This window comes from Streptomyces sp. NBC_01591 (genome assembly GCF_035918155.1).
GTDB lineage: Bacteria > Actinomycetota > Actinomycetes > Streptomycetales > Streptomycetaceae > Streptomyces.
Genome location: NZ_CP109327.1, coordinates 5599954 through 5613655 on the forward strand (window position 1 = coordinate 5599954; position 13702 = coordinate 5613655).

Consider the following 13702-nt stretch of genomic DNA (forward strand, 5'->3'; position numbering starts at 1 on the left):
TCAGCGCCCAGGGTCGATGCGCCGTGCCCCGTTCGGTGCTGCCGGGTTGCCACCACCGAGGCGGGGCTGACGCCGTCAGCTTTCCCAGTCGACGGAAACCACGGCCCCGTCGCGGGCCACCTTGACGGCGAGGAGTTCGTCACTGGTCGCAGCGTCGATCGTGTAGTCCATGACGATCCCGGGCCTTGGCCTCGCCGATCAGGTGCCACGGCCCCATCCGAACGGGGTGCATGGCTGCAGTGAACGCGTCGGCGCTGATCGCTTCGCCGTTCGCTTCCCGGGTGAGGCGTTTGATCACCTCGACGTCGTCGAGTTCGGCGGCGTGGTGGTCGATGAAGTAGCGATCCTGCTGCAGGTCCTCACGGATTGCCGCGCGAGCCGCGGTGTCCAGAGCCGGCAGGTGGGCCAGGTGCGTCGCGAATGCATCCAGTTCTCCCGCATCCAGCTGGGTTCGGCCCACAGCCGGACTTCGACCTCACTGCTTCCCAGCGCGGCTGTGCCTTCCCAGATGACTTCCGTCTCGTCCACCGGCGGAACCTCAAGGTGCCCGAAGTAAGGGTGATCGATGCTCTTCATGGGGCCTGTCATTTCGATGGGTGGGGACGGCTTGAGAAGCAGTGAACGTTCCTGGTCCAGGTTACGACCTCGATCATTCCGTGCGCGGGTACCGGTTCTGTCGGTACAGCGCCTCCGGTGTCACCTGCCCGTACACGATGCGCACGCGCGCGGTCTGATCGAAACGACAACCCTGAGTGCACACCGGTGCGCAGACTGCCACCACGTCTTAAGGCTCAGTCGACACGTCTGCCGAGGGTCGCGAAGGCAATCACTAACCTCTATGTTGCTAACATTGTTATTAGTGTCATGGGTGGAGGTCGACCGGACGTGGTGGATTTTGTAGGACGTCGCCAGGAGCTGGCGACGTTGGAGCGAGAGCTGCAGAAGGTGGCGGCAGGGATCGGCGGGGAGCGGCCCGGTCGGTGCGTGATGTTGCGTGGGCGGCGCCGGGTGGGCAAGTCGCGGCTGGTCGAGCGGTTTGCGGAGCGCTCCGGAGCCCCTTTCTTGTTCTTCGCTGCGACTGGTGCATCCCCCAGGGATAATCTGGCACGGCTGGCCAGGGACGCCCAAGTGTCGACGCTGCCGTTGGCGGGGCTGGTGGCCGCCGCGCGGCCGGAGAACTGGGATGCCGCGTTCGATGTGCTGGCCGCGGCGCTGCCTGCCGACCGGGCGAGCGTTCTGATCATCGACGAAGTGCCGTACCTGATGGATACCGACGGCGCTTTTGAAGGGATGCTGCAACGGGCCTGGGACCGGGTGCTGGAGACCAAGCCGGTGCTGCTGGTCCTCATCGGCTCCGATCTGTCGATGATGGAGGCACTGAACAGCTACGGACGCCCCTTCCACCAGCGCGGCCGGGAGATGGTGCTGGGACCGCTCAACCCCGCCGAGGTGGGGCAGATGCTTGGGCTGGATCCGGCGGAAGCCTTCGACGCCGCACTGGTCACCGGCGGGCTGCCGCTGATCTGCGCAGAGTGGCCGCGCGGCGCAGGGCTGTGGGACTTTCTCGGCGAGGCGCTGAGCGATCCGGTCTCGGCCCTGCTGGTGTCGGCCGAGCGTTCGCTGGCCGCCGAATTCCCCCCGCAGGTACAGGCGCGCAAGGTGCTGGCGGCCATCGGGAGTGGCGAGCGGACCTTCACCAATATCGCCCGTGCAGCCGGCGGGATCGGGGCCACGCCGCTGCAGCGAGCTCTGGAGCTGCTTACGGACAAACGGATCGTCGCCGGCGAGCTGCCTGTATCGCTGCGCCCGTCGAAGGACCGCCGCTACCGGGTGACAGATCCGTACCTGCGGTTCTGGCTGCACCTGCTCGGCCCGTCGATGGAGGAGATCGAGCGGGGGCGGGGCGATCTGACCTTGGCGCGCATCCGGGAGAACTGGACCAGCTGGCGTGGTCGGGCCGTCGAGCCTCTTGTCCGTGAGGCCCTGGCGCGGATACTGCCCGACGACCGGCTGCCCGCGGCCTCCGCAGTGGGCGGCTACTGGACCCGCACCAACGACATCGAGATCGATATCGTCGGGGCCGACCGCGCCCCCATCGCCAAGGAGCTGTTCTTCGTCGGCTCCATCAAGTGGCTGGAGCACTCGCCCTTCGACCGGCATGACTTGGCCGCTCTGCATCGGCACCGGGCTGCCCTCACCGATGAACCTGTTCCAGTCGTGGCGGTTTCGCGTAGTGGAGTCGACTGTCCGGGGCTCGACGCCACCCACGGCCCCGGCGATTTGCTGACCGCCTGGCCGCTGTGAGTGGCGGATGTCAGGTGAGGTACGGGAGTCGGTGAGGCCTCGGTCGCTTACCGGCGCTGTTGTGCAGCGTTGGCGGTCCTGAGCCTCCTCGTGCCCAGGTCCCGGGACAGGAAGGCTCCCCCGCCGCGGTGTGCGGTGAAGGGGGAGCCTCGGAGGACCGACCGTGCTCTGTCAGGCGTACGGATCGACGTCGGCGGCAGATGCACGGCCGGGCCTGATTCCTGATGGAACAGGACGGGCGGCCTCCAGGAGGAGGCCGCCCGTCCGGACCGTGTTTTGTTACCGGATGTCGTAGGCGCGGGTGATGGTCTGGGTGACCGCGTTGCCGTTGGCGTCGGTGAAGGTGGACTTCATCGTGACCTGCTTGCCGGAGGCGCCGGTGTGGTCGAGGACGGCCGTCCAGTGGCCGTCATGCTGTTCGGTCGGGGCCTTGGTCCAGGTGGTGCCGCCGTCGTAGGAGTAGGACAGCGTGGCCGCCGTGATCGCGCCGGGGGTGTATCCGGCATGACCCTCGACCGACAGGCCGACCTTTGTGCCGCTCTGCGCGGGCAGGGTGTTCAGGCCGTCCACCGGCAGGTCGTACGCCGGGAAGAGGATCGGCAGGCCGCGCGAGAAGACGTCCGGTTCCCGGTGGGAGCGGAAGGTCCAGGAAGTGGTGACGGCGGTGGAGCGCAGCCAGTTCCGGTCCGAGGTGGGGATCTTCTCCAGGTTCTGGGTGAGTTCGTAGGTGGAGTCCTCGTCCGGCACCTTGAAGGTGTCGTAGGGCCAGGCGCTGGTGGCGATCTGCTCGCCGTTGCGCTTGAGCACGAGGTTTCCGAGGTCGCCGAAAGATCCGCCGGAGGACCAGTGGTCGCCGGATCCGTCGAGCCAGAGCGCGGTCTGGATGCCGATCAGGTCGCCCTGCCGCTCGGCGGCCAGCACCGGCTTGCCGTCGGCGTCACGTGGGGCGGCCGGGCGCAGCGGGCCGCGGTACCACTCCTCGGCGCTCCGTTGGCCGGTCCGGTAGGTGCGCTCCTGGTCGCCCATGAACGCGGCAAACGGGAAGCTGGTCATCGCGCCGTGGTACCAGATGTCGTCGCCGGTCGTGTAGTAGGCAGTGCGGGTGTCGGGCACATGCACTGAGCCGAACGGGCTCACGGGGATGTAGCCGGTGCCGCTTTCGGCGGGACGGACGAACAGGGCGTCGAGGTAGTTTCCTTCCTTGCCCATGGCGTTCCATGTTTCGGTGACCTGGGCCAGCTGGGAGTCCTTGGGCCGGTGGACCTGGTCGGTGTGCAGCGGTCCTTCGGTCGGGTACGTCAGGTTGTAGGCGTAGGGCGAGCCGCCCTCGGAGCCGGTCGCACGCCAGGTGGGCCGGAACTCGAAGGTGCCGTTCTCGGCACGTCCGTCGATGTCCGCGTAGAAGTTCTGGATGGTCTCGCCGGCCGTGAGCGAGCCGGACATCAGCCAGGTGTCGTCCCATGTGCGGGCGTAGCTGAACGTGGTGGTGTTCACCGTCGAGGGGCGGTCGGTGCGGACGCTCAGCCGGTGGGCCCGGCGGGCGTCGAGGACGACGGTGGTGTCCCGGGTGATCCGAAGCTGCGGCTGCGCGAGATAGCTGATGGATTCGGGCGTGCCGTTCGCGTCGGACGTCGCCACGAAGCTGCTCAGGGAGTAGTTGCCCGGGCGAACGCTGTACGTCTGGTCGGTCGCCCCGGAGTTGCTGCGGCGCTCTCCCTTGTCGACGTCCAGGCTGACGAGGTCCACGGAGGAGGGGCCGGTCGCGGGCTTGCCGTTGCGGTCGATCGCCTTGACCCGGAGCGTGACCGTCTCCGGCTGGACGTAGAGCGTGACGGGCACGGAGACATGCACATCGCCGCCGGTGGCCAGGATCCGGCCGGTGACCGCACCGTACTGGGAGTCCTCCAGGCGGGCGGTGGGGTCGATCCGCAGCGGCACCTGAGCGGTGGCCCCCGCGGGGATCCTCACCTTGTGCTGCTCCAGCTCGACGATGCCGGAGCGGACGGCACTGCCGTCGTTGCCGTGCATGCCGCTGACCTTCAGGCTCATGGTCAGGTCGCTGCCGCTGGTGTTGGTGAAGGGCACCTTCACGGTCGTGCGGTCCGAGTCGTCCTGCGGCCAGTTGTAGCTGCCGGCCTGGACGGCGGGCGCGGAGAGTACCTTCTGGTTCACCGCGGCGAACACGTCGAGGACACCGCCGCCGGTCTGATCGGCGCCGGCGACCTTGCCGCCCGTGCGGGCGGAGGAGACCAGGGCGGCCTTGATCTGCTGTGCGGTCCAGTCCGGGTGGGCCTGGCGGATGACGGCCGCGGCGCCCGCGACATGCGGGGTGGCCATGGAGGTGCCGGACATCGTCCGATAGGCGTAGATGCCGCGGCCGCCCGCGTTGGCCGCGGAGATGTCGACGCCGGGGGCGGCGATCTCGGGCTTGAGCGTGTGAGTGACGGCCACGGGACCGCGGCTGGAGAACCAGGCCGTGGTGTCATCCCGGTCGACGGCGCCGACGGTCAGCACGCTGGGCACGCACCCGGGCGATGAGACGGTCTCGGTGGCCGAGCCGGCGTTGCCGGCGGCGACGACGAACAGGGTGTGCTTGCTCTGCGAGAGCTGCTCCGTGGCCTGGGCCACCGGGTCGGTGCAGTCCCCGACCGCGGAGCTGCCCAGGCTCATGGAGACGACGTCGGCCTGCTGGTCGACAGCCCACTGCATACCCGCGATGATCCAGGAGTTCAGGCCGTAGCCCTGGTCGTTGAGGACCTTCCCGATGAGAAGGGAACTACCGGGGGCCACGCCCTTCCTGCGGCCGTCACTGGCGGCTCCGGACCCGCCGACCGTGGAGGCGGTGTGGGTGCCGTGGCCCACCCGGTCGTTGCTGGTCGTGGAGTCCGTGAAGTTCTTGGACGTGGCGACCCGGTCCACCAGATCCGGGTGCTCGGCGTCCACGCCCGTGTCCAGCACGGCGACCTTGGTGTTCTTGCCGTCGTAGCCGGCCGCCCAGGCCTCCGGCGCGTGCACCTGTGCGGTCGAACGGTCCAGTGTGGCCTCGACCCTGCCGTCCAGCCACAGCTTCTTCAGCGCGGAGGCAGAGCGCGAGCGGGGGTCGGTGATGTCCCGCCAGAAAGTGGCGGCAGCGTCCTTGTCCGCCTTGAGCGCGACGCCGCCCACAGCGGGAAGGAGCAGGCCCCGTTCGGAGCCACGAGGGGCCGTCGGCGCGCTCTTGGCGACGTTCACACTGTTCCCGTAGGTGGCGATCAGCGGCAGTGCGTCGGTGTGCTTGTCGTCGTACCCCTGGCGGATGAGCCCGGTGACGTTGAACAACTGCTCGTCGACCTTGCCCTCGGCGATCGCCTGGGAGGCGCCCTCGGGGTAGACGTAGAGGTCCTTGCCCGACTGGTACGTCTGGACCATCGGCTGCGTGCCGTCCTCGCGGGGCAGCACCGCCGCAGAGCTGCGGCCCGATTTGTCCGTGGTCACGAGGACCTTGTCGCCGGTGACGAGCGTGACCATCGTCTGCTTGCCGCCGGTTGCTGCGGACCCGCTGCCGATGACGGGTCTCTTCCCCGAGGCACCGTCAGGCGGCGTATCCGCCGCCCCGGAAGGCGTTACCGCGGTGAAGGCCAGGGCCGCGGCGGATGCCGCGCCCAAGGCTATACGCGTTATGGGGCGCATGAATCTCCCTACTCGACGCAGTGAAATGCCGTGGTGCGGCTGCAGCCTGGCAGACATGCAGATGGCGTAGGGGCGCCTGCGCGTGACGGGTTTCCCGCATGTCGGTATTCCGCCACGTGGTCATATCCGTGGCGGCGGCGGCGCTCCGGACGCGGTCGTGATCGTGATGTGACTCGGCCGGGTACCGGACGGCGAGCGAGGCGCAAAGACCCCTCGGCCTCAGGCCGAGGGGCAGGTCACAGCCAACCCGCGCGTGCGGCGTGCCAGCCGAGCTGCAGGCGCGAATCCGCTCCGGCAAGGTCCATCAGGCGACGCGTACGTCGCTCCACGGTGCGTATGGAGACGCCGAGTTGGGAAGCCACTCGCCGGTCGGGGATCCCTGCCAGCAGCAGTGCGAGGACTTCGAGTTCCCCCTCGGTCGGCTGCTGCTCCGCTGTTGCCTGCACCCGCACACCCGTGGTGGTGGGGTACAGCGGCCGGGCCTGGGCCCATTCCTTCTCGAAAAGACGGACCAGGGCCGTGAGCAGACCACTGCGGTGCACCACGATGGCACTCGGCTCGCCACCGGAATCGGCCACGTCCAGGGGCACCATGGCGCGCTCCCGGTCCGACACGACCATCTTCAGCGGCAACGCCTCGACCAGGCGGAGTTCCAGCCCCGCCGTGATGGCCGCCCGCATGTCCCGTGCTACGTCAAGACCGTCGAGATAGTCCTTCGCGGCGACGACCCGGAAGTCCACTCCGCGGTCCAGCGCGGCACTCTCCGACATGTCGGTATCCTCGCGCGGCACCGCGATGGGCGCGCCGACGAGGAAGACCAGCAGTTCCCGCTGTGCGCCACGCTGCAGTTGGTGGAACCGGTGTGCGACCTGCTCCACGCCGACGACCACCTCCACGACGCTGCCCGCGGGGTGTGCGGCAGTGCTGCGGTACTGCTCGGTCAGCATCGAGAACGCGGTCTCGGCCCGGTGGAGTGCGTTGCGCTGCTCGACGAGGAGTGGGGCCAGGGCCACGGAGGGCGGCGTGAGCCGGTAGCGGGTGGTGGGTCCGTCGCCGGCTCCGCGGTCGACCGGGGCGGATGCCCCACTGCCTGCCTCGGTGTCGACCGCCACCAGGCCACGTGCCGCCAGGTCACTCAGGATGCGGGTGGTATCGGCCTTCTCGAGTCCGGTCTGCCGGGCGAGGTCCTGCGCAGAGGCTGTCGGTCGGGCCAGCAGCGCGGTGTAGACGGCTTCTTCAGCCGGGCTCAGCCCCAATGCCTGCAGCATCCAGCTCCCCTCGGGCGACCGCCGTGTCTGCCCCTCGGCGCAGCTCGGTGGACCGAGCGGATTCTCCTGAGCCGAACCTTAATCCCGCTGTCAGGCTGTGGCCATCGACTGCTGTCCCTTGTGCACCCCGCCCGCTTCGCACGGGGCGCTGACCCGGACCCGGGCCGGTCCGTCACCAGCGAAGGCGAATGCGGCAGGGCCGGACGACTGCGTGCCATGTACCTGCACGGGATGCCGGTCGCCGGGCAAGGACGGCGTCCGGCGGGGCGCGGCCGTCCCGCGGCCGAGCCTGCCTACGGTACGGGGAGTGCACGATCTGCCCCGGAGGTCCCGTGGTCCGCAAACATCAGAAGAAGCTCGCTCGTCCCGTCGAGGCCATCGAACCACCGAGCGAAGTCGAAGTAGTGATCGCCGTAGTTTCGGTGACGGTTCTGGTGGCGGCCCTGGGTGCCCTGTCGGAGTCCCCGGTGTGGCTTCTCGGGCTCCTCGTGTTCCTGCCGGGTGCGGCATCGGCACTGTGCACCGTGCGCCAGACGCGGTTCGTGTTCGCCTGGACCGCGCTCGTGGTCATCGTCGCCATGTTTCTCCGGCCCGGTGACGAGGCGCCGTGGCTCGACAGGATCCTCATGGTGCTGCTCACCCTCGTCCTGGGCTCGGCCTCCGTCTACGCATGCCACCGCCGTATCAGCCGCGAGCAGGAGACGCTGCGGCTGCGCTCCACCGCTGCCGCGATGCAGCGCCACATCCTGCGCCCGCTGCCCGTGCTCACCGACGACGTCCTGGTCGACGGCGTGTACGAGCCCGTACAGGAGGACCGGCTCGTCGGCGGCGACATCTACGACGTCGTCGTCTCTCCATGGGGAACCCGGGTGCTGATCGGTGACGTCCAGGGCAAGGGCCTGCCTGCGGTCGGCGCCGCGTTCGCCGTCATCGGCGCCTTCCGCGCGACAGCCCACCGAGAGCCCACCCTGACCGCGCTCGTCGATGCCCTGGATGCCTCTGTCGTACAGCACAATTCCTACGCCGCGCAGACCGGCGACGACGAACGGTTCGTCACAGCGCTCATCGTCAACGTCGACGCGCACGAAGAGGTACAGGCCATCAACTGCGGGCACGTCCTGCCGCAGGTGCTGCAGGACGCCACCGTCACCACGCCGGCCCTCACCTCCGGCGTCCCCCTCGGCCTCGCCGAACTCGCCGCCGAACCCACGACCGTTGACTGGTTCGCCTTCCCGCCCGGCGCGACACTGCTGCTGACCACGGACGGACTCACCGAGACCCGCGCCGCCGACGGTGCGTTCTACCCCGTCACCGAAAGCCTCACCCAGCGCGTATCGCTCCCCTCCACCGACCTGCCGCGTGCGCTGTACGACGACGCGCGCGCGTTCGCCGGGGAGGGGGACCAGCACGACGATGTGGCGATCCTGTCCGTGCGACGGTCGCCGTACCGCTGAGTGCGTCACCGGAGGACCGGGACGTGCTGCGCCGGTGCGCCGGCGGGGGACGACCGGCTCGGCGTGACGCGCCGGACGGAGCGCCATGGATTTCTGCGGCACCGGTTAGTCGGACCGGACACGGACAGTCCCCGCGGCATCTGCGGGCGCCAACGGACGGTCGTGCGACGACCTGGCCGCCGATCCGGGCCCGGCAAAGAAATACCTGGTCAAGGGGATGGTGTGGGATCCATCGAAGGGTAGGGGGAGCGGTGGCGGCTGTCGACCCCTCCGCTTCTCCGTCACTCGCTGTAGTCATCGGCTGGGCGGTCACGATGCTCGCCTGTCTGCACTAACCCGGCGCGCGCGGCGAACTGGCCGCCGCAAAGCTGTGGGCATACGCGCTCCCGCCGACATCCCGGCGAAAGACGAAGAAGGTTTTCCCTGTGCGTCTGTACCGAATAGCGCTCTGGGCCACGGTTCCCATGGCGCTTCCCCTCCTGGCGGCACCTGCCGGAGTGACGGCGGCCCGGGCCGCCCGCGACACGGCTCCGGAAGGGCCACTTTCCGTGTGGCGGCCCGGCGTGGCCGTACAACCGGTGGTCGACACCGGGCGGCCGTTCCCGGCACTCGGCGCGGTGTCGATGGCGCTGCCCCACATGGTGCCCCGGCCCGCCATCGTGTCGCGTGCGCAGTGGCGGGCCGACGAGACCAAGCGTGACCGCCATGCCCACTACGCGGGAGGGGTCGGCGCGGTCTTCATCCATCACACCGACACCCCCAACGGCTACGACTGCGCGGACGTCCCCCGTACCCTGCGCAATCTGTATACGGGCCAGACCCGTGACCGGCGTTGGGGAGACCTCGGCTACAACTTCCTCGTCGACAAGTGCGGCACCATCTACGAAGGTCGCGCCGGCGGCGCCGACCGGCCCGTCATCGGCTCCCACACCCTCGGGTTCAACCAGGGCACCACGGGGATCGCGGCCATCGGCACGTTCGGGCCGGGGACGCCGGTACCGGCGGCCATGGAGCACTCGATCGCGGCTCTCGCGGCCTGGAAGCTCGGTCTGGGCGGCGTCGACCCCACCGGCAAGGTGCGGCTCACGTCGACGAATGACAAGAGCCGCTACGCCAAGGGCACTTCGGCCGTATTCGATGCCATCTCCGGCCACCGCGACGGCTTCGCCACCAACTGCCCGGGGGAGGCGCTGCTCGCGCGGCTCCCCGCGATCCGGAAGCTCGCCGCGGGCCTCCAGGGCAGGCCCCCACGAGCACTCTCGGGCACCCGCCTCACCGCGAGCCCGGGGAACGTCCACCGCGGCTAGGGCCTGTCCGGCGGATCAGGTTCGGACAGACCCTAGGGCCGGTCCGCCGGAGGCGGTGCGCGCCCGGGTACGGTGCGCAGGATGTTCGTCGCCCGGTGCGCAGCATGCTCGTCGCCCCGTATTTCACGAACCCGGCCGGTCCGTGGACAATCGCGGCCATGAGCGAAGAGTCGATACGGAACTACCTGGCCTCGGTCGAGAGCCGACTGGCGGCCGATGCCTGCGCCCCGCGCTGGGAGGACTGGTCCGGAGTCCCGGTCCTCGTCGGGCGGCGGGCCGACTTCCGGATGCTGTGGGCAGCCACCAATCTGCATCTGTTCACCGTGGCCGCCGCCGTGCCGGAGGTCACCGTGCCCGTCATCGACACGTTCACCACGCAGGTGCTCGCGTACGCCAAGAAGAACAAGGGCGGTCTGCCCGTCGGGATGCAGACCGGTGTCGCGGCCTTCCCCGTTCTGGTCAGTGATCGGATCGATCCGGCCGCGATGGCGTGGGCGGAGGAGAAGCAGCGCAATCAGTTCGCCTGCTTCGCGCGCCCGGTCGTGGTCGACAGTGCGCAGGGCTACGTGGGCATGTACCGCGGGAAGCCGGCCCTGGGGCGGGCCTATGCCTCGCATCTGATCGAGAAGGGCGCCCGCTACTTCCAGCCGCAGGGCTGAGGCGCCGGGGCCGCAGCCGGGGGCGGTCCGTGGGGCGGTCCGTTCCCTCTCGTTCTTCCCTCCTGCCGGAGAGCGGGGCCGCCGGACGGAACTGGATGGCACGATCGGCGGCGCACTGCCGCGCTCCGTGCGGCATGCCGATACCGATCAGGGGGAACATGGACCGGCGTCCGGCCGCGAGATCCGGCTTCAACTGGTGGCTGCCCAGCGCGTACGCGGCGGCCGTCGTCCTCACCGGGGCCCTCGGCTCGGGCAGGGCGACGGGGATCGTCGCGGCGGTGGGCGGTGTGCTGCTCGGCCTCCACCACGGCTTCGGCAGCAGGTTCCGCGCCCGCGCCCGCGGCTGACGACCTGCACGCCCCGTACGCCCGGTCGGCTACGGCTGGGTGATTCTCAACTCCTCTACGCCCGTGGGCTTCTGCGCGTCCTCGGACTCGACCGTCAGCCGTACCAGCCGGGCCACCGCTCCCGCCCGGTACGGCTGCCAGCGCGTGCCGTCGGACGATGTCTCCAGGTGGTACGAGGACGTTCGCACGTCCGCCCACTCCGGTTCGGCCGACGTCACCGCGCCCCTACGCCCCAGGTCCACCGTCAGCGCGCCCGTCGCGCCGTCCGGGGACCAGGCGGTGGCCGGGCTGCCGTCCACCGCGGCGACCGCGTACAGGCCGGGGGCTTCCGAGGTCGCCGTCGCCGGGCGGCAGCGGGCCGCGTCGGTGGTCGCGGCGAGGTCGGGGCGGCGGGTGGGGAGAGTGAGCGTGCGGGTGAGTGGGCGGGGGCCGGCGGGGGAGTGGACGGTGAAGGGGGCGCCGGAGGTCAGCCGGACCGTCGTCGTCCGGGGGCCGATCGCGAGGTCGTAGGTACGGCCCCGGTAGCGCAGGCCCGTCAGCGTGACGCCGCTGCCCAGTTGCGGCGGCAGCATCGGATCGAGGCGTACCCCGTCCTCCCGCAGCCGAAGGCCCGTCAGGCCGTGCGTGAAGACCTGGAGGAAGCCGCCCTTCCCGGTCAGGAAGTCGTCGGCGGGGAAACCCGACAGGGGGTCCTGGGCGCCCGCCTTCGCGCCCCGGGCCTCGCTGAACAGGGCGTACGGGCCGCGCATGAACGGGCGTACTGCGCGCTGGAGATAGGTGTACGTCGCGCAGCCGGGCTCCCCGATCGTGGCCGCGTCGACCGCGTGGACCGAGTCGGTCATGGCCGGGCCGTCCGGGTCGGTGTGCGCCGCGTAGTAGTCGAGCGTGGCCGCGGCGGCACCCGGCTCCATCGGCCACTCCAGCGGGTAGATCAGCAGCACTGTGTCGGCCTGCTTGATCGTCGAGCCGTTGTAGCCCGCGTACTGGAGGAAGAGCTTGCGCTTCGGGTCGTACGGGATGCGCAGGCCGTCCGCCACGCGCTTCCACTCGACCGGTGCGGTGTGCCCGAGCAGTTGCGCCGCGCGGGTGGCGTTGCGCAGGGCGGTGGCGGCGACCGCGTTGGTGAAGACCCCGTCGGTGACGCCGTTGCTGTACTCGTCGGGGCCCGCGACCTCCTTCACCGAGTAGCTGCCGTCGTCGTTGGCGGTGGCCCGCGAGGCCCAGAAGTCGGCGATCCCCTCCAGCAGCGGCCAGCCGCGTCCGGCCAGCCAGTCCTGGTCCCCGGTCGCCAGGTAGTACTGCCAGACGGCCAGCGAGACATCGCCCTGGAGGTGGTTCTGGGTGACGCAGTGCGGGGGGTTCCAGCTCTGGCACTCGGACCACAGATCGCCCTTGCTCGCGCTCGTCCACGGGTAGAACAGGCCCCGGAACCCCAGCTTCCGGGCGTTGGTGCGGGCGGCGTCGCGGGTGCGGTAGCGGTACTCGACGACCGCGCGGGCCAGTTCGGGGCGGGTGGCGAGCAGCCCCGGGTACATCCAGGTCTCGGCGTCCCAGAACACCATGCCGGCGTAGTTGTCGCTGGTCAGACCGGCCGGTGCGATGCTGTCGCGGGACCCGGTCCGGGTGGAGGCCAGCAGTCCGTACTGTGCCGCCCGCAGCCACTTCTGCAGCTCGGGACCGTCCGGTACGGAGATGTCGGCCGCCCAGGCCCGCCGCCAGGCCGCGGTGTTGGCCGCGAGGACCCCGGACCAGCCGCGCCCGGCGGCGCGCCGGGCGGCTTCGCGGGCGGAGGCGCGCGGGGTGGGGGAGGTGAGCGCGGTGTCGATGCCGACGTACTTCTCGAAGGTGTACGTGCGCCCGTCGCGCACCCGGTGCGTGCTCCGCGCCGGGCTCGCCGCTCCGGCCCCCGGTCCTCCGGAGCGCATGGTCTGGACGATCGCGCCCGTGGTTCCGGTGCCCAGGGTGCGGAACGTGCCGTCGTCGTGGACGGTGATCCGGCGTGCGCCCCTGGGGTCGAGACGGCCGGTGACGGTCGCGGTGCCGTTCCAGCGCGGTGTCATGCGCAGTCGTACGGCGCCCGTGTGCACATCGGACCGGTCGGTGAGCACCTCGTACGTCAGGTCGGTCGCGCGTCCGTCGGCCGTGGTCCACCGCAGTGACGTACGCACCAGCCCGCAGCGCAGGAAGAGCGTCTGGCGGTAGTGCGAGATCCGGCCGGGGGGCGTGTCGGAGCCGTAGGTCTCGTCGCCGACGCGTACGTCGAGGCTCGTCCAGCTCGGCAGCGCGGCGGCCACCTCCCGGCCGCCGGCGAGGTCCTTGTCGCGCCCGAACAGGCCGGAGACGAACGCGCCGTCGTAGCGCGGGGTGAACAGCGGCCAGCCGGTCTTCTCGCCCGACGCGGCGTACCCGGCGCCCGCGGCGGGCACCCGGTGGCCCAGGTATCCGTTGCCGGTGTAGGGGTCGTAGCCGGCCGCCTCGCCGAACCGGGTGGACGTCGGAGCCCAGGCGGGATCGGTGTCCCGGCCACAGGCGGTGGCCGCCGCGGAGGGCGGCGCCGCCGCGGCAGGGGGCGCCGCCGGGTACGGGACGGGGGCCACGGGCGCGATCAGGGCGCCCGCCACCAGGGACGTGAGGGACGTGAGGAGAAGGAGGCGCGAGAGGCTCACCGTACGAAGGTAGGGAAGCGCGCGCCGC

The 13702-nt window shown here is 70.4% G+C and carries 9 protein-coding genes; 5 read left to right on the plus strand and 4 right to left on the minus strand.

Annotated elements, in window-relative coordinates; genetic code table 11:
- Positions 1-139 precede the first annotated feature (139 nt).
- On the minus strand, positions 140-460 hold the full coding sequence (locus tag OG978_RS26230) for a hypothetical protein (RefSeq protein WP_326767555.1): 321 nt from the start codon (positions 458-460) through the stop codon (positions 140-142).
- Between the two features lie 425 nt (positions 461-885).
- Here OG978_RS26230 and OG978_RS26235 point away from each other — a divergent pair, with 425 nt between their 5' ends.
- Positions 886-2304 (plus strand): ATP-binding protein, encoded by a 1419-nt coding sequence (locus OG978_RS26235; protein WP_326767556.1) that lies wholly within the window; start codon positions 886-888, stop codon positions 2302-2304.
- A gap of 279 nt (positions 2305-2583) precedes the next feature.
- On the opposite strand, the gene OG978_RS26240 is transcribed toward OG978_RS26235, so the two are convergent.
- Together OG978_RS26240 and OG978_RS26245 are read right to left on the minus strand one after the other, a co-directional pair.
- Positions 2584-5973 (minus strand): S8 family serine peptidase, encoded by a 3390-nt coding sequence (locus OG978_RS26240; protein WP_326767557.1) that lies wholly within the window; start codon positions 5971-5973, stop codon positions 2584-2586.
- Positions 5974-6209: 236 nt separating this feature from the next.
- Entirely contained in the window at positions 6210-7241 is a 1032-nt protein-coding gene (locus OG978_RS26245) for a helix-turn-helix domain-containing protein (RefSeq protein ID WP_326767558.1), read from the minus strand.
- 332 nt (positions 7242-7573) lie between these two features.
- On the opposite strand from OG978_RS26245, the gene OG978_RS26250 reads away from it, so the two are divergent.
- The 4 genes from OG978_RS26250 to OG978_RS26265 all read left to right on the plus strand — a co-directional run bounded on the left by OG978_RS26250 (position 7574) and on the right by OG978_RS26265 (position 11008).
- Positions 7574-8695 (plus strand): PP2C family protein-serine/threonine phosphatase, encoded by a 1122-nt coding sequence (locus OG978_RS26250; RefSeq protein WP_326767559.1) that lies wholly within the window; start codon positions 7574-7576, stop codon positions 8693-8695.
- A gap of 464 nt (positions 8696-9159) precedes the next feature.
- Positions 9160-10002, plus strand: coding sequence for a peptidoglycan recognition protein family protein (locus OG978_RS26255; protein WP_326767560.1), 843 nt, complete (start codon positions 9160-9162; stop codon positions 10000-10002).
- A 158-nt stretch (positions 10003-10160) separates the two neighbouring features.
- On the plus strand, positions 10161-10661 hold the full coding sequence (locus tag OG978_RS26260; RefSeq protein ID WP_326767561.1) for a levansucrase: 501 nt from the start codon (positions 10161-10163) through the stop codon (positions 10659-10661).
- A gap of 158 nt (positions 10662-10819) precedes the next feature.
- Positions 10820-11008, plus strand: a complete 189-nt coding sequence (locus OG978_RS26265) for a hypothetical protein (protein WP_326767562.1) — start codon at positions 10820-10822, stop codon at positions 11006-11008.
- A gap of 29 nt (positions 11009-11037) precedes the next feature.
- On the opposite strand, the gene OG978_RS26270 is transcribed toward OG978_RS26265, so the two are convergent.
- Positions 11038-13674 (minus strand): discoidin domain-containing protein, encoded by a 2637-nt coding sequence (locus OG978_RS26270; protein WP_326767563.1) that lies wholly within the window; start codon positions 13672-13674, stop codon positions 11038-11040.
- Positions 13675-13702 lie beyond the last annotated feature (28 nt).

What these genes read in the sequence shown, in the direction of transcription:
- OG978_RS26240 (WP_326767557.1), bottom strand. Translation starts at nt 5,973, where the DNA reads ATGCGCCCCATAACGCGTATAGCCTTGGGCGCGGCATCCGCCGCGGCC.
- OG978_RS26245 (WP_326767558.1), bottom strand. Translation starts at nt 7,241, where the DNA reads ATGCTGCAGGCATTGGGGCTGAGCCCGGCTGAAGAAGCCGTCTACACC.
- OG978_RS26255 (WP_326767560.1), top strand. Translation starts at nt 9,160, where the DNA reads ATGGCGCTTCCCCTCCTGGCGGCACCTGCCGGAGTGACGGCGGCCCGG.
- OG978_RS26260 (WP_326767561.1), top strand. Translation starts at nt 10,161, where the DNA reads ATGAGCGAAGAGTCGATACGGAACTACCTGGCCTCGGTCGAGAGCCGA.
- OG978_RS26265 (WP_326767562.1), top strand. Translation starts at nt 10,820, where the DNA reads ATGGACCGGCGTCCGGCCGCGAGATCCGGCTTCAACTGGTGGCTGCCC.